The sequence below is a fragment of the Nonomuraea sp. CA-141351 genome (assembly GCF_050944675.1).
In the GTDB taxonomy this organism is placed as follows: domain Bacteria; phylum Actinomycetota; class Actinomycetes; order Streptosporangiales; family Streptosporangiaceae; genus Nonomuraea.
In genome coordinates this window covers 10,237,063-10,257,923 of record NZ_CP191982.1, presented here as the reverse complement: position 1 = coordinate 10,257,923, position 20,861 = coordinate 10,237,063, and the positions used below count along the sequence as shown (strand labels likewise).

Genomic DNA, 20,861 nt, shown 5'->3' with positions numbered 1-20,861 from the left:
CGTTCGCCCTGGCCCGGCGGCTGGGTGCCGGCGGTAGAACAGGTGCGGTCGTTCGCCGTCCCGGTAGGCCACAACGCCGGCCATGTTGACCCGGCCCGAGCCTTTGCCGCGTACCGTCACCACCGGACGGGCGCCGACCGGCGCCCAGGTGCGTCCCTTGGGCGGCCTCAGCCCCTGCCCGGCTTCGTCTTCGAAGCACAGGTAGGCGCCCAGGTCCGCTCCGATGCTTTTACCACCGGCCACACCTGCTCCTTCCAGGCGGCGATGGCCTCCTCGTCCCGCTCCAGAGCCCGCCGCGCCGGGACCTGGACCGACCAGCCGTGGCGATGCAGCAGCTTGCCCATGTCCGCGTACGACCTCGCATGACGGTGGTCGTACGACCTCATATGTAGGTGAGACTCCGGCGAGTTGACCCGTTCCTCGCCGCAGAGTTGATCATCCTTCGGATTGTCGGCAGGCCAAGCAGACAACCCGAAGGACGACAACTCTCATGATCCTGGATCAGGAGTCCTGGATGAACCTACGCCGCTTCCGCGCCCTGCATCAGGCGGGTGCCACCTATAAAGAGATCGCCGAGGCCACCGGCCTGGACTGGCGCACCGTCAAGAAATACCTGCAACAGGACGCCCCCGTCACACCGCCGAAGGCGTCCTCGCGCAAGGGCACCCAGCCCCAGGTGATCGAATCCTACGTGAACGTGATCGATGCGATGCTGCGCGCCGAGCGCGCGATCACCGCCTCCACGATCCATGAACGACTGGTCGCCGAGTATGGCTTCACCCACTCCTATCAGCGGGTGAAGCTCTACGTCGCCCGGGCCAGGCCGCGGATCGCCGCCGAACACGACGGCGACGCCGAGGGTGGTGGCCGGGAGCGGCTGCGGGGACTGCACCGCCGCTTCGAGGTCACCCCCGGCGCTCAGGCGCAGGTCGACTGGGGTGAGGAAGGCGCGCTGCTGGCCGGCCGCAGTACCGGTGGGAAGGTCTACTCCTTCCACATGACGCTGTCGTACTCGCGTGACCCGTTTTGCCTGTTCACCGCCCGCACCGACCTGGTCACCTTCTTCGACTGCCACCGGCGGGCGTTCGCGCATTTCGGCGGTGTGCCCGCGACGATCGTCTACGACCGGACCAAGACCATCGTCAAACGGCACGTCGCACCCGGCACAGCGGTGCCGCTGCATCCGGAGGCGGCCGCGTTCGCCGCGCACTACGGGTTCACGATCGACCCGCTGGCCGCCTACCGTCCCACCGGCAAAGGCCGGGTGGAGCGGCAGGTGGCCATCGTGCGCGAGCATGTGCTGGCCGGGCGGTCGTTCGCGACACTGGATGAGGTGAACGCCGCGTTCGCCACGTGGCTGCCGATCCGGCGCGGCCAGGTGCACCGCACCCACGGGCAGATGATCGCGGTGCGGGCGCAGCAGGACCGGGCGGCGCTGCTGCCGCTGCCGGAGCTGCCCTATGTGGTGGCCGATCACCATCTGCGCCGGGTGGGCAAGGACTGCCTGATCTCGTGCGAGGCCAGCCTGTACTCGGTACCCGCCGCGAGAATCCGGGCCGGCCAGCGGGTGCAGGTGCGGGCCTGCGCCGACACGATCGCCATCCACGCTCTCGACGTCGATGGCGGCGGCGTACTGGCGGTGCACGCCCGCGCCCCGCGCCGGGGCAGCTGTATGGTCGACCCGGCGCACTGGGTGGGCCTGCCGGACGGGCATACCCGCGCCACCTGCCTCGACCCGACGCCCGCCGGCAGGCCTACCGGCGGGCCCGGCTCGCACCGCCCGGACAGCAACAGCGGCGGCAACAGCGCGGTTGCGGGTGAGCCGAACCCGCTGGCCGCGCTCCTGGCGGGCAACCCCGCCGCGGCGACCGTCGTGGCCCGGCGGCCGCTGAGCGACTATGACAAAGCCGCCCTCCTGCCCGTCTGGGACCAGGAGGCTCAGCCATGATCGGCGTGCACCGGATCGGCGTGCACCGGATCGGGGAGGGCTGCTACCAGCGCGCGGACGGAGCCGTCCTGTCCGACGCCGACCTGGCCGAATGCCGGCCCCTGCACCGCGACGAACTACGCGATCTGGCCTGGCTGCTCGGGCTGCTGGAGGACTGGCTGCTGCACACCAGCGACGATGTCCGGGCGGATCTGGCCACCTTCCCCGGCCCTAGCCGGCACACCATCGACCGGCACACGATCGACGACCTCATCGATCATCTCGGCACCCAGGCGGTCAAGCTGCACCGGCTGACCCGCTGACCGGCCGGCGCCGACGGGCCCCTGGGGCATCTCGGGCCGCACCCACCAACCTCCGCCTTGGCCGCCGACCCCGGCCACGCGACCCCCAGGGGGCCCGCCACACCGACCCTGCATCCACCTATCAGTCATCGACCTCACCGAAGGAGACGAACCCGTGAGCGAACTGATCATCACCCGCATCCGCGACACCGCCACCAAACTCGGCCTGGCCACCTCGCCGAAACCCTGCCCGACCTCATCAAACGCGCCGAGGACGCCACGATGGGCTACGTCGATTTCCTCGACCTGGCCCTCGGCGAGGAAGCCGGCGTCAAAGACGGCCGCCGCTTCCGCAACGCGCTCAAACTCTCCGGCCTGCCCCACCACAAGACCCTCGACGACTTCGACTTCGCCTTCCAGCCCGACCTCGACGTCCGCAAGATCCGCGACCTGGCCACCCTGGCCTTCCTCGAGACCCGCTCCAACATCGCGCTGCTCGGCCCGCCCGGCGTCGGCAAGAGCCACCTGGCCATCGCGGGCGCGACTACGTCCCCACCGGTCCTGAGCTTCTGACCCAGGCCGAGCAAGTACGCATCATCGGCGACGCGATCGGTCGCCCCCTACGCTGGGAGGGGATCTCACCGGCCACGGCGCGGCAGGAGATGCTGGCATGGCAGCCCGCTGGGGTCGTCGATATCGTCCTCAACGCATACGCCAGCATGGTCAAGGGGCCAGCCCCGATCACCCCCACGGTCGAGGAGATCACCGGAAGGCCGCCACAGTGCTCAGCACGCGAACGTGCCTGGTGGCGTGCTCGATGACGGTCAGGATGTACTGGCCAGCCCGTTGAGGGTGACGGTCTCGATGAAGTCGCAGGCCAGCAGCGCGCCGGCTTACGAACGTAGGAAATCGGCACACGTTGGATGCCCGCTCAGGAGACGGATCTACGCCTTCCTGCTTGAGGATCTCCCACACGGTGGAAGGCGCGACCTTGATGCCGAGGGTGGCGAGCACGCCATGTACTCGCCCGTATCCCCACAAGGGGTTTTCCCGGACCAGACGCAGAATGAGAGCGCGGATGGTGTAAGTTTCGGCGGCAAATGGCCGGGATCTCCGGCGCTATTCGGCCAGACGTGATCTCTTGACGGCAAGAGTACGGCCCCGCCGTGGCGGGGCCGGGAGGTCGTCGATGTGGTGGGTCGTGGGTTCGAGGCGGGAGCCTCACATGACTCCGATGATCAGGTTCTCGCGGGCGGCTTCATTGGTCGCGCTGGCGAAGATGGCCGATAGTGGTCTCGGTAGGGCGCGTATCAGGCTATATCGATGATTCCTTCTCGATCTGGCTTGGCCGTCAGATCGGACTGCTCGGGATCTGCCGTGTTTTGCCTCGTTAGCAGGAGTGCGGCCGAGGCGAGCAGGGTGCAAAGGGTCATTCCGGCGAAAAGGGGTATGGCGGTGTGCTCGCCGGCGACGCCCATCAAGGGGGCCACAGCCGCGCCGAGGGCGTTCTGCAGCATGCCCAGCACCGCCGAGCCCGTTCCGGCAGCGTGCGGAACTCGTTCGAGGGCGAGCCCGGTGGCGGTGGCGAAGACCTGGCCGAGCCCGAGGAAGGCGGCGCCGATGAGGCCCAGGGCCCAGGCTCGGGTGAGGTGTCCAGTGAGGGTGAGGAGGAGGGCGGCGATGCTGGAGGCGAGCATGAGGGCCAGTCCGGCGCGGAGCAGGAGCCGAGGGGTGCGGCGGCCGACGAGACGGCTGCCGGCCAGGGTGGAGACAGTGGCGGTGAGGGCACCGATGGAGAAGACGGTCGATGCCGCGCCGACGCTGAAGCCCAAGACGTTCTGCAGGAGGAAGGGGGAGGCAGCGATATAGCAGAAGAGCGCGGCGGTGGCGAGGCAGAAGGCGAGCGTGTAGCCGAGGTAGGGGCGGTCGGTGAGGACGGAGGCGGCTGCCTTCGCCAGAGCGCCGGCACCATCGGTGTGGCGCCGCTCGGCGGGCAGGGTTTCGGGTACGCGGGCCAGCGCGGCCACGAACATGAGCGCCGATGCCCCCGCCAGCACCCAGAACACCGCGCGCCAGTTTCCTGCCCCGCCCACCACGACTCCGCCCGCCAGCGGCGCGAGGATGGGCGCGATACCGCCGAGCGCCATGAGCAGGCCGAACAGTCTGGCCGCGACCGCACCGGTCGCGAGGTCGGTTACCACAGCACGGCCTACGACGACTCCTGCCGCGCCGGCGAATCCCATGACGAAGCGCAGTGCGATCAGCATGCTCAGCGTGGGAGCCACGGCGCACAACGCCGTGGCCAGCGTGCAGACGCCAGCGCCGATCAGGATCGGTTTGCGCCGCTCGTAGCGGTCGGAGAGCGGGCCGAGCGCGAGTTGACCTGCCGCGAGCCCCACGAGGAAGGCTGTGAGCGTGAATTGGACGCCGGCGGCGTCGGTGTTCAGCTCGCGTGCCATGGCAGGGAAGCCCGGCAGGTACATGTCGGTGGACAGCGGTACCACGAACGACAACAAGGCCAGGGTCGCCGTGAGCCCGCCCGATGGAGCCACCGGCCGTGCGGCACGAACGGTCATCATCACTCCGCAGAATTTAGATATAGATTTATATCTATAACTATACACACTGGTAGGATCGAGGAGTGCGCAGGACAGATGCCGATGCCGCTCCCGGACGTGAAGACCTGCTGCGCGAGGCCAGGCAGCTCGCCCCGGCGCTTTATGCGCTCGCACGCGTTCTGCGGTGGGGTGGCATAACGGAGGCAGGCCTGCCGCCCCTGCCTCCTTCTGAGCTGGACGTGCTGCGCTACGTGCTGGACTCGCCCGGTACGGGCACCAAGGCGCTCGCCCACGAACTGGGACTGCACAGCAGCAACGTCAGCACGGCCGTGCGCGGCCTGCTCACCCGCGACCTCATCCGCCGCGAGCCCGATCCACACGACCGCCGCGCTGTACGCTTGTACCCGACCATGAGCGCCCAGCACGGCATGGCCCTGATCGAGGACGCCTGGGCGGAGATATTCGCCGATGCCCTGGCCACGCTGCCTCCCGGCGAACGCAGCGCCTTGACGGCCGCCGTGCCCGCACTCCACGCCCTCGGCGCGCCCCTCAGGGAACGACGCGCCCCCGCCCGCGACTGATCAGCCGGTATGTGTGGCCAGTAGTCCGCGGACGGTACGGGCGCCCGCTGCGGCGACTCCGGGGATGCCCGAGGTGATGAACAGACCGCCACCGATGACGGACATCACTTCGCTCCGTCGGCTGCGCCTGACCGGGATCGCGGGCGTGATCGGCGCGATGATCTTGTGGACGCTCGGCGATATCCTTCTCATCGGCGCCAAGGCCCAAGTCGCCGATTACCCGCTCGTTCTCGAGACCCATGCGGGAAGAGTCGATACGGACATGGCGACCATGATGCTGCCATCATCCGAGGCGCGGCTGGCGGCGGGCGCGCTCGTTGCCAACATGGGCATCGTCTTCTATCTCGCCGGGAGCTGGCACCTGTTCCGGGGGCTGCTGCCGGCAGGTCGTGCGTAGGCCTGGCCGCTGTTCGTGATGCTGCTGGCTGGCAATGCTTGGGCGCCGCTCGACCCTGCCGGCTATTACTACGTCGGCATGGTCTACAAGACTCTGCCGGCCACGCCCCCCCGAGGCCCGTGCAGCGATGCTCGATCTGGGCGCGCGATTCCATGATGTTCTGTAGATCGCCTGGTGCTTGCCGATTGTGACGATTGGTCTGGCGCTGCTGGCACTCTGCGTCAGAATCGCGCTCGGGCGGACGGTGTGGCCACACTGGTTCGCCCTGGTCGCCAACCCCCTCTCGCTACTGGCCGTCGGGACGGCGATCGCCTTGGTCTCACCCGAGCCGATCGCGACCTGGCTCGGCGGCGCGGCGTTCAATCTCGGCTTGCTCGTCGTCTATCTGATCTCCACCCTGCTCTTGCGGAAGGCAGGGCGTCGGCCTTCTGCCGATCGCAGGCCTGACCTGAGTCCTGCGAGCTGATGAGTGCTCTGACCGGAAGGGATCACGGTCTAGGGCGCCCTGCGGATCGGGCGATCAGGGAATACAGCACTTGCTGGTCGATGACGACGGCGTCCCGGGCGCGTTTGCTGGCCTTACCGGGCGGGCTGTCATCCGCGGTCGCTGGTGCGCATGGTCCCCCTCCGCATTGTCGTGCCCAATCCCGAGTGGCTCAGCATCTAGCTTCGGGGGTATACAGATCCATCGGGTCCGTACCAGCGTTGGAATACCAATTGGCCTTGAACCGAGTGCGGCACGGATGCTTCCACGTGAACCTGGCCACTTCGCCCTCCTCGACGTATCTATGCTTGGAGAACTTGTATACGTAGTTCACTTTTCCGGTTCGGATCGAGAAGATGCCCGCGGCTGTCCGCCCGCTCGGCGGATAGTACTTGGCCTGGAGTTTGTCGCCGTTGTGCCGAACGCACAGCTTTCCTACGACATTGCCACCGCACACCCATGGGGTGGTCGATGCGTTCGCCGGAGTGGGAAACATCAGCGCCGACACCAACACGGCCTCGACGAGAATAATTGCGCCCTTGGTAAGAACCATGCGAAGGAGAAAACCTTTCTGAAAATTCTTCGACGCCCGGCTACCGCCACAACGACTTCGCGATATTCGCGAGAGACCCAGCGGATGTTATGTGCGGAGGGATGCCTCGGCAACGCTCATCCTCGAGCACGACCCACTTGCCGACGGTCTCTCGGTGTCTCTCCCTGGTCGACAGTGAGCAAGATGTACGCGACCATAACTCCCTGCGAGAGCTCGGGGAGGCGAAGGATATGTATCACTCGACCGCGACATCGGGCCCGTTATTGGCTGGCGTGCGCGCTCCCGATGAGTGCGACCGGCTGTGGCGTGCCGCAGACTCCGACGAGGACAACAAGCGGAAGAAGGAAAAGAGATTTGACCGACATATGTCGTATCCTCAGCGAGTAAAGCTGGCGCTCCATTGGGTTACCGCGGTGCGCGTGTCGGATGAGCTGTAGGCACGGAGCTTGGGCTTACGCACATCCTTCGGGTTCTTACCCGACCAGGAAACCGTGATCACGCCCTTCTTGCCGCACTTGGGCGCGGAAACACGGCGCGATTCGCCGTGGTAAATGCTCCGGACCTGCACGCAGACCCGGCTGTCCGCGCTCCACCTGTAGGTAAGTTTGCCGCGCAAGTCCAGCTCGCAAGCCGACCGCCACTGACTCCACCGCATGGGCGCGGCGACTGCCCTATCCCCCGCGCACGAGGTGGGCGGTCCTGCGGCGGCTGAAGCCAGCGCGGCATCTGCGGAGGAGGAAACGGCGGACGAGGCGGGTACGGCGCCGGCGGAGAAGGAAAGGACCAGCAGCGCGCCGACCGCAACCAACGAAAGACGCATGACGCGAAACCTTTCGAGAATGATCGATGAAAGCGCAACCAAGGCTGGTCAAACCGGTCGCAGATGTCTAGCGCGCAGCGTCGACAAAAACTGCGCACTGCCTTCCCACCTCGAGCCCGCCTCGAGTCTGGCCGCTATCCCATCGCGTAAGCCCAGGTCAGTCCGTTAGGGCGGATTTCGTGGGGTCGGCTTGTTCGGGCCGGGTCGCTGAAAATCTGGCGGCGATGGTCGTGCGGCGGAGCAGGGCGAGCATGTCGTCGAAGTTGGGCTGGGTTGAGATGGCTCGGCATGGTTGCGTGCCTCTCTGCTGGTCGGTGACTATGCCGGTGGGATGCGGTATCCGGATGGTGGTGGTCTGACCCCGGCCGCCCGAGTCAAGTGCGAGCAGATACGCATGCAGGCCAGGGAGTTATTCGCTGCCGGTGTGGCACCATCGCAGGTGGCCACGCGGCTGAGAGTCTCACGCAAGTCCGCCTACGCCCGGCATCGGGCCTGGCAGGCCGGCGGGCTGGAAGCATTGCGGTCAAAGGGGCCGGGTGGGTCGCCGCTGCCGGTTGGACGAGCAGAAGGTGGCCCGTCTGGAGCACGCATTGGACGCCGGGTCGGCCCCCCACGGCTGGGGCGAGGACCAGCGCTGGACTCTGGCGCGGGTGACGGCGCTGATCGAGCAGTTGTTCAGGATGTCTTACACCCTGCGCAGTACCTCGTACCTGCTGCACCGGCTCGGCTGGAGTCCGCCGGCGCCCCAGCGCCGCCGAGCGGAACGAGGACGCCATCGCTACGTGGATCAAGGAGGCCTGGCCGAGCGTGGAACAACGGCGCGGGACCAGGACGCGTGGATCTGCTTCGAAGACGAAGCAGGCCAGTCACTGAGGCCGCCCAAGGCCCGCACCTGGTCCCGCCGGGGCCGCACCCCGGTCGTCACAGGCTCCGGACGCCTCTCCCTGGCCCGGCTGATCTGCCTCAGCCCGGCAAACGCACCCGCCTGATCTACCCATGCTCCTCTACCGTGGTCGCCGCGGCGAGCAGAAGGGCTTTCGTGAGGTCGACTATGCCCGCCTGCTGTATGCCGCTCACCAGCAACGGCGGGCCGATCGTGCTGGTCCGGGACAATCTGACCACGCACCGAGACGCGCTGATGCGCGGCCTGATCGCCTCCCGACCCTGGCCGACGGTTGTTCTACCTGCCCTCCTACGCCCCCGAACTCAACCCCACCGAGGGCGTCTGGTCTCATCTCAAACGCAGCTTGGGCAAGCTCGCCTCCGCCGCCCTCGACCAACTCGGCGCGCTGATCCGCACCCGGCCCAAGCCGATGCAGCACCGATCCAGCCTGCTGAACGCCTTCATCGCTCGCACCGGCCTGACCTTCACCAGCGGCGCGCTATGAACCCTGACCTTTCAACCTCTGTCTCAGGATGAAAAGCGCCCCGTGGAGGCATTGCGAAGAAGTGGGGTAGTGCTTGCTAATGCCCGGCAGAAACTACACGGCTAAGCTATTCCAGCAAGTTGGCCAGAGGATGCCTTGCCTCGGGCCGGCTGATCAGAAATTTGCTGATCAGCCATGAGCGTGTCATAGCTAAACTGTGGGCGCTCTACATTCATCATCGGGAGCACGGGGAATAATGTGAGACTCGGCTCAATTTCCGCTGCAGCTGTGGTTGCGCTCGCTGTAGCAGCCGCGTCGACATCCGTCGCTGAGGCGGCGGCGCCGTCGCCGATCAGCGTATGTGGTGGTGGCCGCATGCACGTCATCGACGCGCACAAGCTCAAGTTGGCCGGGCGCGGGCCGACGTACGCGACGATTTATCTGCTCTATGACGGCGCCAAGAACTGCGTGGTCACCTGGAAGAGCGGGCGATATGCCGGGGAGAAATGGCTGCGCGTGACCACGCAGATAAAGACGCGTGGCACTCCGGGCCTGAGCGCACCAGACCTCCCCCCTTACCGCTACGCAGGCCCACTACGGATCAATGCTCACAAGAAATGCGTCAAGTGGGGTGGCTCCATCGCGATCAGAGGCGGGAATGGCCAAATGACCAGTCAGAGCTGGGACTCGGGCAAATATGAACATTGCGGATAGCCGGGACGCCTTGGTGTCATTGCTACTGCTCGCTGGTGTGCCGCATACACGTCGGCTCTCACAGGCTGGCGGATTCGGCGCGTTTCAGCGCATGCGTCTGCGAGGCAAGGCGACCGCATCGCCAACGAATTGGAGCAGAAGTTGATGCGCTCGAAAGCAAAGCTGGTCGCAGTTGCTGCCGCTCTGGCCGCCGTGGTTCTCATCGGTTTCTCCGGCCCGGCGGAGGCGGCCAGTCGTTGGGTCTGCAAGACCAACTCCGCCGGTACGGTGTGCGGTAGACACCTGAACGGCAAGATCTATGCGATCTTCATTGCGCCCAAGGATCACAAGGTCTACGGGCACCTCAGCATCTCGACTGGGAAGAAGAACCGAATCTACAAGCGCGGCAAGCATCAGGCGGTTGAGAGAGGCAAGGCCATCCGGCTGATCTGGAATCACGCATGCCGCACCCAGTTCCGGGTGAGTTGGTATTTCTCCAGCGGGGACCCGGACCCGATTGACCTTCGCACGGGAACCGTTCGCTGCTGACCACACCGCATGAAAAGCAGGATTTGGGAAGGAGGTGTGCCATGCGTACCACTGGCTGGGGTTAAAATTTCGGGAGAATAATGGGACAGCGCTCGAGACCGAGTCCTCGAGTGCTGTCCCACGCCAGAGGTCAAAACGGCCCTCCGGGCGGCGGAGAATCGGTTGAGATCGGTGCCTGGTGAACAAAATAAGAACTCTAAGCGATGGATCCGGATAGCGCCTCCTCGGCCCGGTGAGGAAATGCGGAAAACGAGAAGACCGTCGATCAACGTGCCGTCGGCCCCGGCGACGGCTACCTTCGCGAGCCTGTTCAGGGTACGGGAATTCCGCTATCTCTACCCGGCCTATGCGCTTTCCTACATGGGCGACCAACTCTCGTCCGTCGCCGTGGCTATTTTGGTGTTCGATCGGACCGGTTCTGCGGCGGTCACCGCGATGGCGTTCGCCGCGTCGTTCCTGCCGTCCGCGCTGGGCCCAGTGCTGGGTTCATTCGCCGATCGGATCGCCCGCCGGAGGCTGCTCGTCGTCTGCGACCTGGCCCGGGCCGTGCTGGTCGCGGTGCTGGCGATTCCAGGAATGCCGATCGGAGCGGCGATCGCACTGCTCTATCTCGCACATTTGTTCACTCCGCCGTTCACAAGCGCCCGTGCCGCGTTGATGCCCGAAGTGCTGAGCGGCGAGGCGTACATCGCCGGAAACGGTCTGACCAATCTCACCTACCAGGTCAGCCAGGTGGCTGGGTTCGCGATCGGCGGCGCCATCGTCCTGCTGATCACACCAGCGGGAGCCTTGCTGGTGAACGCCGCGACATTCGTGATCTCCGCGATGCTCATCTGGCGGGGCATCCGGCCTCGGTCCGCGCCGGAGAGCCACGGCGTCCGCTGGTCACCTCTCAAAGATGCGGTGGAAGGGGCGCGCTATGTCTTCGCCGACCCCTGGTTGCGATGTTGCCTTCTCCTGGTCTGGCTGGTGCCGGCCTTTGCCTTCGGCATCGAGGCGATCGCCTATCCCCTCGCCCGCGAACTGGGCGGCGGCCCGTCGCTTGCCGGAATGCTCATGGCCACGATCGCCCTCGGCTACGCGACCGGGGCAACGATCCTGACCCGCTGGACCCCTTCCTCCGTTCGCGACCGCATCCTGGCGCCGCTCGCCGTGCTCCCCGGTCTCGCGTTGCTGCCCATGCTCGCGCACCCACCCACGCTCGTAGTTCTCGCTCTGCTGTTCTGCTGCGGCTTGGGATGCTCGTTCGGCACGCCACTCAACGCGATGTTCGTCCAGCGGGTCGCTCCGGCTTACCGGGGACGCGCCATGGGTGTCGCGATCGCCGGCATCGCCGCGGGTCAGGGCGGCGGATTCCTCCTGGCGGGATGGGTGACCGATCTGGGTGTCACCGCTTCGGCCGCCGTGGGACTGTGCGGTGCCTGCGCGGTCGCCGCCGCGCTGTGCTGCGGTGCAGCCTACGCGTCCGTATCCAGGCGGGCAGCGTCTACGGACGTGACGCCCAGCGGGCCGTCTCGGACCTGAACGCGCGTGGGGACATGCCATAAGCGGCGCGGAAGGCGCGGCTGAAGTCGCCTGCGCGGCCGAACCCCCATCGGGTGGCGATCTCGTGGATCGGGACGTCGGTCAGGGCGGCGTCGGCGAGGTCACGACGTGTGCGCTGCAGTCGCTGATCGCGTATCCATGCCGCGATTGTGTCACCTTCCTGTTGGAACAGCCGGTGGAGGTAGCTGACCGAGATGTGGTGTGCGGCCGCGACCGAACGCGGGGTGAGCTCGGGGTCGTTCAGATGGCGCTGAATGTAGGCGCGTATGCGCCCGGCGAGGACTCGCCGTGAGGAGCCTGGCCGGGGGCCTGGCCCAGATTGAAGCAGGCTGGAAAAGCATGCGGTCACGAGATCCACCAGGACCATCCCCAGCCGTTGGCTGTCTGCTGGGTTGAGCGACAGCTTCTCGTCGGAGAGATCTTCGATGAATCGTTTGAGCAGCCCGCTCACTCCGTCGTCAACGGGCATGCCATGCCCGAGCAGAGGAGCGATCGCCTCGCCCGCCAGCGGCAGCACCGGCTTCGGGATGGCGACCAGGGCCAATTCCAGAGCATCGTCGTGCCCGTCGGATTCCAGGCGTATCTCGTCGAGTTGGGCAAGGTCGTGTGCGTAGAGGTCGCCCACGCTCACGGTGTCCTGTCGTCCTGCCCACGTCGCGTTCACGGTGCCGCGCCTTGGCACGATGAGCTGGACAATGTCCGCATCGCCAGTCCGTACCGGGATGGCCTCCCGCTGCAGGTGTACCGGGCGGAATCGTTTCACCTCCAATACAGCCACCCCGAGATCGACCGAAATGCCACTCTCATTGTCGACGGTGGCGAACTCAGGACACATATCGGCATGGGTGATCCAGTCGCTCCAAGCCGTCGCCTGCCAGCGAGCTCCTTCTCCACGCACTCGTGTCCTCTTTTCCCATAGAGATGGAACCGGGCGAGCGGGGCCGGATCCTCATGGCTTTGTGTCTTTCCTTCTGTCCTGGGGGCGGGGCAGGCGGGGTCGCGATGCTGGAACGCGATCAGGCCGACCACGGCGATCATCGGCAGGGCGGTCATGACGAGCAGCGGTGTCGCGGTGAACTGGTCTTCCGTGATGACCTTGATGTGCCCCAGATCTTCCGGACAGCTCGCCGACTAAGGTTGAGGGCTCAAGCCGGAGCCGATGGCGAGTTCTGCGACGGTCAGGCGTACACGTCCCGGGATCTGCCCATGCGGTCCCGCAGCCACCGCGAAGATTCCTCCGGCGTGCGGCTGCTCGCGTAGCTCCGCCTCGGACAGGCCCACCCGGGCGGTGGTCACGTACAGTGTGCCGAGGTAGGCGCCGCCGAAGGCACAGCTTGTCACCTTGCGCGCGGGAATTTCGACGGTCGTGACGGGCCGACCCTCCGGCGAGAACCGCTGCACGGCCCATCCGTCCCACAGCGCCACCCAGAGACATCCCTCCGCATCGACCGTCAGCCCGTCGGGTCGTCCGCGCTCGATGTCGATCAGGCGGCGCCGGTTGCTGAGGGCGCCCGTCTCCGGGTCGTGGTCGAAGGCGTCCACGCCGCCCGTGGGGGAGTCCGCGTAGTAGAACGTGCGCCCGTCAGGGCTCCAACCGAGGCCGTTGGAGACCGAGACACCGGTCAGCATGGTACGGAGCGTGCCGTCGGGGGCGAGGCGGTAGAGCGCGCCCGCGCCCTGGACGCCGGAGAGCAGGGTCCCGGCCCAGAAGCGTCCCCAGGGGTCGGCCTTGCCGTCGTTGCACCGTCCACCCGGTGGATCTGTGTCCACCTCGTGCAGGACCGTACGTCCCGAGCCGTCGGCGGCGCAGCCGACGATCCCCGTCGCCGTCGCGAGCAGCAGGCCGCCGTCGCGCCGGGTGGCCACGGCGCCGACTGGCTCGCCCGCTGTGAAGCTCGCGTCCTCGCCGGTGGCGGGGGAGAAGCGGTGCACCCGGCCGGCCGGGATGTCCACCCACCACAGCGCCTGCCGTCCGGGGTCCCAGGTCGGGGACTCGGCCACCGTCGCCTGCGCGTCGAGCACCAGGTCGGCGGTCATGGGCGGGGCGCCGCGATGCTCTGATGGGCGAGGAACGGCAGCAGGCCGGGCACGCCGCCCTCGTAGCCGATGCCGCTGTCGCCGCGGCCACCGAAGGGGATCTCCGGCGTGGCGGGGGTGGCCACGTTGACGCCCGCGATGCCCACGTCGAGCCGGGCGAGCAGCTCCGCGCCCGCGGCGGCGTCGCCGGTGCAGACGTACCCGGCCAGGCCGTGCCCGGTGGCCGAGGCGTCGGCGATCGGCTCTTTCAGGTCGGTGAAGGAGCGGACCAGCGCGACAGGGCCGAAGACCTCTTCCCGCCACTCCGGCCGGTCCGCCGCCGGATCGACGACCAGCGTCGGCGCCACGTGCCAGCCGCGCGCCTCCGCTCGCCGTCCCCGGTGTACCCGCGCGCCTGCCGAGTCCAGCGCGGCGATGAGAGCTTCCAGGCGTGCGGCCATCTCGTGGGTCCGTACGGGGCCGAGGGTCGTGCGCTCGTCCAGCGGGTCCCCGGGAACCAGAGCCGAGATCCGCTCGGCGAGGCGGTCGAGGAAGTCCGCGCGTATGTCTTCGTGGACCCAGACGTTGTTGGCGGCGATGCACGAGGCCCCGTTGTTACGGAACTTCGCCACCATCAGTGTGTCCACGGCCTCGTCGAGGTCGGCGTCGGGCAGCACGATGAACGGCGCGCGCCCGCCGAGCTCCATCACCACGGGTGTGAGGGCCGCCCCGGCAGCCTGCGCGATGCTCCGTCCGACGGCGGTGGAGCCGGTGAAATGCAGCAGGCGCACGCGGCGATCGTCCAGCCAGGCGCCGGTGATCTCCGGTCCATCCCCGGCCACCGTGTTCAGCAAACCTTCGGGGAGCTCGGACTCGCAGAGTTCGGCGAAGGCGAGGCTGGACAGCAGCGACAGCTCGGACGGCTTGAAGACCACGGCGCAGCCGGCGGCCAGGGCGGGCGCGATCTTGCGGGCGGGAATGGAGATGGGGAAGTTCCACGGTGTCAGCACGGCGGCAACACCCACAGGTCCAGTGCGTACCATGTGCCGCAGGCCGGGGCGTACGGAGAGCGCCTGGTCGGTGAGGGTGTGCGCGAGTCCGGCGTACCAGTCGAAGTAGTCCGCGGCCAGGGCGAGTTCGGCGCTCGCCTCGCGGCGGCACTTGCCGGTCTCGCGGGCGACGGTCTCGGTCAGGTCGTCGGCGACGCGCAGCCGTCCGGCGATCGCGCGTAGTACGGCGCCCCGTCGTGGGGCCGGCGTTGCGCGCCATCCCTCCAGCGCGGCGGCCGCGGCGTCCACGGCGCGTGCGGCGTCGCGGCCGGTGCCTGCGGCGACGTGCCCGATCGGCCGCCCGGTCGCGGGCTCGACCACCTCGTAACGGGGCCCAGCACCGGTATAGGGGCGGCCGCTCAGCCGTATTCCGGAGATGTCGTGTTGCATGATCGGTCCCTTCTGTGTCATTCGTTCTCGCCGTGCAGCACGGCCAGGTAGCGGCGCGCGCCGTCCGCCAGCCGGTCCCAGTCCCTGTCTCTGACGGCGTCCGCGTTGATCAGCCCGGCGCCGACGCCCACCATTGCGCAGCCGGCCGCAAGGCACTGCCTGCCGAGTTCGGCGGTGACCCCGCCAGTCGCCAGCAGCGGAACGCCGGGAAGCGGCTGGCGTAGCTGCTCGACGTAGGCGGCGCCGACGGGTGCGACGGGGAAGATCTTGACGAGGTCCGCGCCGGCGGCGTGTGCCCGGACGACCTCGGTCGGCGTGAACGCTCCAGGGATCGAGACCAGCCCGGACGCCTTTGTCGCCGCGACCAGCTCCTCGTCCAGGTGAGGCGAGAGCAGGAACGACGCGCCGGCGTCCGCGGCCGCCCTGACGTGGCCGATCGTTCGTACGCTGCCCGCCCCGACCAGTGCGCCGCTGAGGCGCCGCGACAGCCCGGCGATCGAGTCGAGCGCGCCGGGGCTGTCCATGGTGGTCTCGAAGGCCGTCACCCCTGCGGCGTGGAGCGCATCGCTGGCCGCGAGGACGTCGCCGGGGGCCAGACCACGGTAAATGACTAAGAGTTCAGGAAATTCCACGCCTCTCACCAGTTCGTGAAGGAGCCGTCGCCGCGGAACAGCCGCGGAGGCTCGTTCCAGACAGACGTATGGGCGGCCGCCAGCGCCTCGAGGTTGACCTGGAGGCCGAGGCCCGGCCCCTCCAGCGGCAGCAGGCTCCCGTCACGCCACTCCGGTGCCGTGGGGAACACCTCAGCCAGCAGGTCGCCGGGAATGTAGGGCTGCTCCTGGACGCCGAACGCGGTGCACGCGAGGTTGAAGTGGAGCGCCGCGGCGGTGGCCACCGGGCCGAGGGGGTTGTGCACGGCCACGCGGATGTAGTGCGTCTCGCACCAGCCTGCGATCTTCGCGGCCTCGGTGAGCCCGCCCGCGATGCACAGGTCGATCCGGGCGTAGTCGACCAGCTCCTCCTCGATCAGCGGGCGGAACTCCCACTTCGACGCCAGCTGCTCGCCGGCCGCCAGCGGCACGGCGGTGCGTTCGCGCAGCCTGCGGTAGGCGCCGAGGTTCTCGCACCGCAGCGGGTCCTCCACGAACAGCGGGCGCAGAGGTTCCAGCTCCCGGCAGAGCAGCACCGCCTCGGGCGGATCGAGCCTGGTGTGCACGTCGAGAATCAGGTCGACGTCCTCGCCCACCGCCTCCCTGGCCGCTGTGAAACACTCGACGCCCGCGCGTACCGCCGCGCGCGGCTCGAACGCCTCCCCGGGCGCGGGCAGTGCCAGCCGCAGCGCCTGCCACCCCGCCTCGCGCAGCTCCGCGCAGGCCCGCGCGATCCCCGTGGGATCGCTTCCCTCCGACCGTACGTGCGTGTAGCACGGGACGCGGTCGCGGACCCGCCCGCCCAGCAGGACGTGCACGGGCACGCCCAGCGCCTTGCCCTTGATGTCCCACAGCGCGATGTCGACGGCGGCGATGGCCGTGCCCAGCACCCGGTCGGCGGGGAAGAATCCGCCGCGCGACATCACCTGCCACAGCTGCTCGGTGCGCAGCGGGTTCTGGCCGATCAGCAGCGGCCGAAGGTGCTCGAGTGCCCCGCACACCGCTGCCCCGCGGCCGGCGAGCCCCGACTCGCCGATGCCGAGCACGCCCTCGTCGGTGTCGACGAGCACGAACAGATAGGTACGTCGCCCACCCCGCACGGGCACCGCGCGAACGTCGGTGATCTTCATGCCGTCTCCTTGCTGAAGTGGCACGCCGACCAGCGGCCCGGTGCGACCTCGCGCGCGACCGGCCGCTCGGTGCGGCAGATCTCCCGTCCCGCCCCCAGGGCGCATCGCGTGTGGAAGGGACAGCCGGAGGGAGGCGACAGCGGGCTCGGTACCTCTCCGGACAGCGCCACGCGGCTCCGCCTGCGTTCGAGCGCGGGATCGGGTTCTGGCACCGCCGACAGCAGTGCGGCCGTGTACGGGTGCAGTGGCTTGGCACAGACCTCGTCGGCAGGGCCTTCCTCCATGATCTGCCCCAGGTACATCACGGCGATGCGGTCGCTCATGTGCCTGACCACGGCGATGTCGTGGGCGACCAGCAGGTATGCGATGCCGAGCCGGTCCTTCAGGTCGAGCAGCAGGTTGACGATCTGTGCCTGGAGCGAGACGTCCAGCGCGGAGACGGGCTCGTCCAGCACCAGCACCGACGGGTCCACGGCCAGAGCCCTGGCCAGGGCGATGCGCTGGCGTTGGCCGCCGGAGAAGTCGCGCGGCAGCCGGGCCGTCATGGCCGGGTCGAGCCCGACCAGCTCCAGCAGTTCGGCCACCTCGCGCTCGATCTGGCCCGGCTCCGCCAACCCATGGATGCGCAGTGGCTCGGCCACCAGGCGGCCGACGGTGTGCCGTGGGTTGAGCGAGGCGTACGGGTCCTGCAGGACGAGCTGTACCTGCCGACGCAGCTCCGTCAGCCCACGGCCGTCGGTCGCCGTCAGGTCGTGGTCCCGCACGAGCACGGACCCCGAATCGGCTTTTTCCAGGCCCAGGAGGATGCGGGTGAGCGTGGACTTGCCGCAGCCCGACTCGCCGACCAGCCCGAGCGTCTCGCCGGCGGCCAGCCGCAGGCTCACGCCGCGTACGGCCCTGACCTCGCCCATGGTGCGCCGGCCGAGCCCGCGCCCCCGCACCGGGTAGCTCTTGTAGACGTCGCGCAGCACGAGAACATCGGCGACGGGCTCGCGCGTGCCGTGCTCGGGACCGGGACCGCCGTGCTGGGGCCGGAGCGTGGGGGACGGCTCAACACACGCATAGGAGCGGCTGGCAGCGGTGAGGCGCAGCCCGTCGTCGGTGACCCAGCAGGCGGCCCGGTGGCCGGGGTCCCGTTCCGTCAGCGGTGGCGCCGCCGCGTGGCAGCGATCCTCGGCGAACGCGCAGCGCGGCGCGAACGCGCAGCCATCGGGCGGGCGGCGCAGGTCCGGTGGTCGGCCCGGGATTGCTTCCAGCCGGTTCGCGCCGCCGGTGAGCCGGGGCACCGACTTGAGCAGGCTCCACGCGTACGGATGCCGCGGTGCGTCGTGCAGCGCGGCCACGGGGGCCTCCTCGACGATCTGGCCCGCGTACATGACCAGGGCCCGGTCACACAACCGGGCCACCAGGCCGAGATTGTGGGTGATGACGGCGACCGTGGTGCCCAGCTCCTTGTTCAGCCGCGCGAACACCTCCAGGATCTGCGCTTGCACCGTGACGTCCAGAGCGGTGGTGGGTTCATCGGCGATGATGAGCGACGGGTCGCCCGCCAGCGCGATGGCGATCACGACGCGCTGGCGCATGCCTCCGGAGAACTGGTGCGGATAGTCGGCCAGCCGCCGCGCGGGGTCGGGCACGCCCACGAGCTCCAGCAGCTCCGCAGCCCTGGCCCGGGCGCGGCGGCGGTCGTGGCCGTGTGCCCGTACGGCCTCGGCGACCTGCTCGCCGATGGTCATGACCGGGTTCAGCGAGGACAGGGGGTCCTGGAAGACCATACCGATCTCGCCTCCGCGCAGCCGGGCGAGCTCGGCCCTGGACATGCCGAGGACCTCGCGTCCCCCGTAACGGATGGAGCCGGAGGTGATCCGGCCCGGGTCGCGTACGAGTCGCAGCACGCTGCGGGCCGTCACGGACTTGCCGGATCCCGACTCACCGACGATGGCGAGCGACTCGCCAGGGTAGACGTCGAATCCCACCCCGCGCACGGCCTGCACGCGGCCCTGCCGACCTCGGAAGTCGACCCGTAGGTCGCGCACCTGGAGCAGGGGGACTTGGCTGTCGTTCACGGATTCTCCAAGGGGGGTCATCCGCGGCGCAAGGCCGCGTTGAGTGCGTCGCCGAGCAGGTTGAGTCCGATGACCAGACCGGTGAGCACGGCGACAGGCGCCAGAACGCCCCATTGCTGCTCCGCCAGGTAGGGAAGCCCTTTCTCGATCATTCCGCCGAGCGACGGGGCCGGCGGCTGGATGCCGAAGCCCAGCAGGCTGAGCGCTCCCTCCAGGAACACGGCGCCGGCCGCGGACATCACGAAGTTCACCACGAGCGCGTCGACCGCGTTCGGCAGGATGTGCCTCACCAGGATCGCGGTGCGTGAGGCGCCCACGACGCGGGCTCCGGTGACGTACTCCCGCTCGCGCTCGGTGAGCACCGCCGTCCTGGTGAGCCGGGCGGTGACGGGGATGCCGCTGATCACGATGACGATCAGCACCGTGGAGAACCCCGGGCCGAGGAACGCCGCCAGCGCCGCCCCCATGATCACCGTCGGAAAGGCCAGTTTGACGTCCAGCAGCCGCTGGACGAGGACATCGGCGGCGCGATGTGTGGTCGCCAGTAGCCCGACGACGATGCCGATGGCCTTGCTGAGCGGCACGGCCAGGACGATGATGACCATGTCCTGCCTGATGCCGTACAACAGCCGGGACAGCACGTCCCTGCCTAGGTCGTCGGTGCCGAACCAATGGCCCGCCGACGGCCCCTCGAGCACCGCGCCCGCCTGCTGGAAGTCCGGCGCGTACGGGCTGAGCCACGGCGCGAGCAGGCCTGCCGCGGCCAAGACCAGGACGATCGCCGCGCCCGCCGAGCCTCCTGGCGCGCGCAGCACCCGGGGCGTTCTCATGACGCCTCACCCTCCAGCCTGACGCGCGGGTCGAGAGTCGCGTGGATGAGGTCGCCCGCCACCTGCACGGCGATGAAGACGACGACGAAGTAGACCACCAGATCCTGGATGATCAGATAGTCATGGTTGACGACCGCGTTCGCCAGCACCTGGCCGAGCCCGGGCCAGGCGAACACCGCCTCGATGACCACGGCGCCGCCGAGCAGATGGCCGACGCGCATACCCAGCACCGTGACGACCGGCGGCAGGGCGTTGGGTAAGGCGTGCCGCCAAAGCACCCGCCGGGCAGAGACGCCCTTGGCGTGCGCGGTGTCGAGGTACTCCTCCTCCAACTGCCTGCGTAACTCGGTTTCCAGGAACCTGCCCACGACCACCCCGGAGTGCAGCCCCAGCGCGAGGGCGGGCATGGCCAGGTACTGGATGCCGATCTCCGGGTCGGCCAGCAGCGGCTCTCGGCCGCCGGCGGGCAGCAGACGCACGCTGATCGCGAAGAGCAGGATCAGCAGGATGCCCAGCACATACTCCGGCACGCCGAAGATCAGGGCACCGACACCGCGGATGATCGTCTGGGGCACCCGCCGCCGAGCCGTGGCCCCTGCGATGCCGAAGCCCGCGCCGGTGAGGACGGTGACGACCAGGCTGGCCAGAGCCAGCTCCACGGTCGCGCCTGCCGCCGCGCCGAGCGTGTCGGCGATCGGCGCGCCAGAGATGTAGGAGGTGCCGAGGTCGCCGATGATCAGGCCACGGGCCCAGTCCGCGTACTGCTGCAGCATCGGCCTGTCCAGGCCCATGCGCTCCTCCAGGGCGGCCACGGCGGCCGGGTCGGCCTGGTCGCCCAGGATGACCGAGGCGGGGCTGCCGGGCAGCAGGCCGATCAGCAGGAAGACCACGACTGAGGTCAGGAGGACAGTGAGCGCCGCGGTCGGGACGCGGCGGGCGAAGTAGGACAGCACG

At 68.5% G+C, this 20,861-nt stretch carries 23 protein-coding genes and 1 pseudogene; 12 read left to right on the top strand and 12 right to left on the bottom strand.

What is annotated here, in order from left to right; translation table 11 throughout:
- Positions 1-167 precede the first annotated feature (167 nt).
- Complete coding sequence (locus ACQPWU_RS48100) at positions 168-344, bottom strand: helix-turn-helix domain-containing protein (RefSeq protein WP_433432938.1); 177 nt, start codon at positions 342-344, stop codon at positions 168-170.
- 146 nt (positions 345-490) lie between these two features.
- Here ACQPWU_RS48100 and istA point away from each other — a divergent pair, with 146 nt between their 5' ends.
- From istA to ACQPWU_RS48085, 3 genes are read left to right on the top strand one after another with little or no spacing between them, the layout of a single operon-like run.
- Complete coding sequence (gene istA, locus ACQPWU_RS48095; RefSeq protein WP_433432936.1) at positions 491-1,948, top strand: IS21 family transposase; 1,458 nt, start codon at positions 491-493, stop codon at positions 1,946-1,948.
- The gene (locus ACQPWU_RS48090) at positions 1,945-2,250 is read left to right on the top strand and encodes a hypothetical protein (protein ID WP_433432934.1); all 306 of its coding nucleotides are present in this window, start codon (positions 1,945-1,947) and stop codon (positions 2,248-2,250) included. The genes istA and ACQPWU_RS48090 overlap by 4 nt, the downstream gene beginning before the upstream one ends.
- 57 nt (positions 2,251-2,307) lie before the next feature.
- Positions 2,308-2,802 (top strand): ATP-binding protein, encoded by a 495-nt coding sequence (locus ACQPWU_RS48085; protein ID WP_433432932.1) that lies wholly within the window; start codon positions 2,308-2,310, stop codon positions 2,800-2,802.
- 737 nt (positions 2,803-3,539) lie between these two features.
- Here ACQPWU_RS48085 and ACQPWU_RS48080 read toward each other — a convergent pair.
- On the bottom strand, positions 3,540-4,853 hold the full coding sequence (locus tag ACQPWU_RS48080) for a multidrug effflux MFS transporter (protein ID WP_433432930.1): 1,314 nt from the start codon (positions 4,851-4,853) through the stop codon (positions 3,540-3,542).
- A gap of 17 nt (positions 4,854-4,870) precedes the next feature.
- Here ACQPWU_RS48080 and ACQPWU_RS48075 point away from each other — a divergent pair, with 17 nt between their 5' ends.
- The 3 genes from ACQPWU_RS48075 to ACQPWU_RS48065 all read left to right on the top strand — a co-directional run bounded on the left by ACQPWU_RS48075 (position 4,871) and on the right by ACQPWU_RS48065 (position 6,231).
- Positions 4,871-5,368, top strand: a complete 498-nt coding sequence (locus ACQPWU_RS48075) for a MarR family winged helix-turn-helix transcriptional regulator (RefSeq protein WP_433432928.1) — start codon at positions 4,871-4,873, stop codon at positions 5,366-5,368.
- A gap of 94 nt (positions 5,369-5,462) precedes the next feature.
- Complete coding sequence (locus ACQPWU_RS48070) at positions 5,463-5,765, top strand: hypothetical protein (protein ID WP_433432927.1); 303 nt, start codon at positions 5,463-5,465, stop codon at positions 5,763-5,765.
- 178 nt (positions 5,766-5,943) lie between these two features.
- Positions 5,944-6,231, top strand: a complete 288-nt coding sequence (locus tag ACQPWU_RS48065; protein ID WP_433432925.1) for a hypothetical protein — start codon at positions 5,944-5,946, stop codon at positions 6,229-6,231.
- Positions 6,232-6,421: 190 nt separating this feature from the next.
- On the opposite strand, the gene ACQPWU_RS48060 is transcribed toward ACQPWU_RS48065, so the two are convergent.
- A complete protein-coding gene (locus ACQPWU_RS48060) occupies positions 6,422-6,802 on the bottom strand; it encodes a hypothetical protein (protein WP_433432923.1) in 381 nt (126 codons plus the stop codon).
- A 376-nt stretch (positions 6,803-7,178) separates the two neighbouring features.
- On the bottom strand, positions 7,179-7,622 hold the full coding sequence (locus tag ACQPWU_RS48055) for a hypothetical protein (protein ID WP_433432921.1): 444 nt from the start codon (positions 7,620-7,622) through the stop codon (positions 7,179-7,181).
- A 331-nt stretch (positions 7,623-7,953) separates the two neighbouring features.
- Between ACQPWU_RS48055 and ACQPWU_RS48050 the strand changes: the two are divergent.
- From ACQPWU_RS48050 to ACQPWU_RS48025, 6 genes and pseudogenes are all read left to right on the top strand, one after another.
- Positions 7,954-8,085, top strand: a pseudogene (locus ACQPWU_RS48050) (IS630 family transposase); the annotation flags it as partial.
- A gap of 73 nt (positions 8,086-8,158) precedes the next feature.
- Positions 8,159-8,611 carry a helix-turn-helix domain-containing protein gene (locus tag ACQPWU_RS48045; protein WP_433432919.1) on the top strand — a complete coding sequence of 151 codons (453 nt, stop codon included), beginning with the start codon at positions 8,159-8,161 and terminating at the stop codon, positions 8,609-8,611.
- Positions 8,612-8,797: 186 nt separating this feature from the next.
- A complete protein-coding gene (locus ACQPWU_RS48040; protein ID WP_433432917.1) occupies positions 8,798-9,010 on the top strand; it encodes a transposase in 213 nt (70 codons plus the stop codon).
- A gap of 354 nt (positions 9,011-9,364) precedes the next feature.
- Positions 9,365-9,703: a hypothetical protein gene (locus tag ACQPWU_RS48035; RefSeq protein WP_433432915.1), complete on the top strand. Its 339-nt coding sequence runs from the start codon at positions 9,365-9,367 to the stop codon at positions 9,701-9,703.
- Positions 9,704-9,832: 129 nt separating this feature from the next.
- Complete coding sequence (locus tag ACQPWU_RS48030; RefSeq protein ID WP_433432913.1) at positions 9,833-10,231, top strand: hypothetical protein; 399 nt, start codon at positions 9,833-9,835, stop codon at positions 10,229-10,231.
- A gap of 240 nt (positions 10,232-10,471) precedes the next feature.
- Complete coding sequence (locus tag ACQPWU_RS48025; RefSeq protein ID WP_433432912.1) at positions 10,472-11,755, top strand: MFS transporter; 1,284 nt, start codon at positions 10,472-10,474, stop codon at positions 11,753-11,755.
- On the opposite strand, the gene ACQPWU_RS48020 is transcribed toward ACQPWU_RS48025, so the two are convergent.
- The 8 genes from ACQPWU_RS48020 to ACQPWU_RS47985 all read right to left on the bottom strand — a co-directional run bounded on the left by ACQPWU_RS48020 (position 11,718) and on the right by ACQPWU_RS47985 (position 20,860).
- A complete protein-coding gene (locus tag ACQPWU_RS48020) occupies positions 11,718-12,674 on the bottom strand; it encodes a helix-turn-helix transcriptional regulator (protein WP_433432910.1) in 957 nt (318 codons plus the stop codon). The genes ACQPWU_RS48025 and ACQPWU_RS48020 overlap by 38 nt on opposite strands.
- 233 nt (positions 12,675-12,907) lie before the next feature.
- Positions 12,908-13,813, bottom strand: a complete 906-nt coding sequence (locus tag ACQPWU_RS48015; RefSeq protein WP_433432908.1) for an SMP-30/gluconolactonase/LRE family protein — start codon at positions 13,811-13,813, stop codon at positions 12,908-12,910.
- Complete coding sequence (locus ACQPWU_RS48010; RefSeq protein WP_433432906.1) at positions 13,810-15,231, bottom strand: aldehyde dehydrogenase family protein; 1,422 nt, start codon at positions 15,229-15,231, stop codon at positions 13,810-13,812. The genes ACQPWU_RS48015 and ACQPWU_RS48010 overlap by 4 nt, the downstream gene beginning before the upstream one ends.
- A 17-nt stretch (positions 15,232-15,248) precedes the next feature.
- Positions 15,249-15,863 carry a bifunctional 4-hydroxy-2-oxoglutarate aldolase/2-dehydro-3-deoxy-phosphogluconate aldolase gene (locus ACQPWU_RS48005; RefSeq protein ID WP_433432904.1) on the bottom strand — a complete coding sequence of 205 codons (615 nt, stop codon included), beginning with the start codon at positions 15,861-15,863 and terminating at the stop codon, positions 15,249-15,251.
- A gap of 5 nt (positions 15,864-15,868) precedes the next feature.
- A complete protein-coding gene (locus tag ACQPWU_RS48000; RefSeq protein ID WP_433432902.1) occupies positions 15,869-17,011 on the bottom strand; it encodes a mandelate racemase/muconate lactonizing enzyme family protein in 1,143 nt (380 codons plus the stop codon).
- Positions 17,008-19,077 carry a dipeptide ABC transporter ATP-binding protein gene (locus ACQPWU_RS47995; RefSeq protein WP_433432900.1) on the bottom strand — a complete coding sequence of 690 codons (2,070 nt, stop codon included), beginning with the start codon at positions 19,075-19,077 and terminating at the stop codon, positions 17,008-17,010. The genes ACQPWU_RS48000 and ACQPWU_RS47995 overlap by 4 nt, the downstream gene beginning before the upstream one ends.
- 17 nt (positions 19,078-19,094) lie before the next feature.
- Positions 19,095-19,907, bottom strand: a complete 813-nt coding sequence (locus tag ACQPWU_RS47990) for an ABC transporter permease (protein WP_433432899.1) — start codon at positions 19,905-19,907, stop codon at positions 19,095-19,097.
- Positions 19,904-20,860, bottom strand: a complete 957-nt coding sequence (locus ACQPWU_RS47985; RefSeq protein WP_433432897.1) for an ABC transporter permease — start codon at positions 20,858-20,860, stop codon at positions 19,904-19,906. The genes ACQPWU_RS47990 and ACQPWU_RS47985 overlap by 4 nt, the downstream gene beginning before the upstream one ends.
- Position 20,861: the final 1 nt, after the last annotated feature.

Coding starts and splice junctions, on each gene's coding strand:
- ACQPWU_RS48055 (WP_433432921.1), bottom strand. CDS start 7,622: ATGCGTCTTTCGTTGGTTGCGGTCGGCGCGCTGCTGGTCCTTTCCTTC.
- ACQPWU_RS48070 (WP_433432927.1), top strand. CDS start 5,463: ATGACGGACATCACTTCGCTCCGTCGGCTGCGCCTGACCGGGATCGCG.
- ACQPWU_RS48100 (WP_433432938.1), bottom strand. CDS start 344: ATGGGCAAGCTGCTGCATCGCCACGGCTGGTCGGTCCAGGTCCCGGCG.
- ACQPWU_RS48015 (WP_433432908.1), bottom strand. CDS start 13,813: ATGACCGCCGACCTGGTGCTCGACGCGCAGGCGACGGTGGCCGAGTCC.
- ACQPWU_RS48035 (WP_433432915.1), top strand. CDS start 9,365: ATGCACGTCATCGACGCGCACAAGCTCAAGTTGGCCGGGCGCGGGCCG.
- ACQPWU_RS47990 (WP_433432899.1), bottom strand. CDS start 19,907: ATGAGAACGCCCCGGGTGCTGCGCGCGCCAGGAGGCTCGGCGGGCGCG.
- ACQPWU_RS48010 (WP_433432906.1), bottom strand. CDS start 15,231: ATGCAACACGACATCTCCGGAATACGGCTGAGCGGCCGCCCCTATACC.
- istA (WP_433432936.1), top strand. CDS start 491: ATGATCCTGGATCAGGAGTCCTGGATGAACCTACGCCGCTTCCGCGCC.
- ACQPWU_RS48000 (WP_433432902.1), bottom strand. CDS start 17,011: ATGAAGATCACCGACGTTCGCGCGGTGCCCGTGCGGGGTGGGCGACGT.
- ACQPWU_RS48025 (WP_433432912.1), top strand. CDS start 10,472: ATGCGGAAAACGAGAAGACCGTCGATCAACGTGCCGTCGGCCCCGGCG.
- ACQPWU_RS48090 (WP_433432934.1), top strand. CDS start 1,945: ATGATCGGCGTGCACCGGATCGGCGTGCACCGGATCGGGGAGGGCTGC.
- ACQPWU_RS48060 (WP_433432923.1), bottom strand. CDS start 6,802: ATGGTTCTTACCAAGGGCGCAATTATTCTCGTCGAGGCCGTGTTGGTG.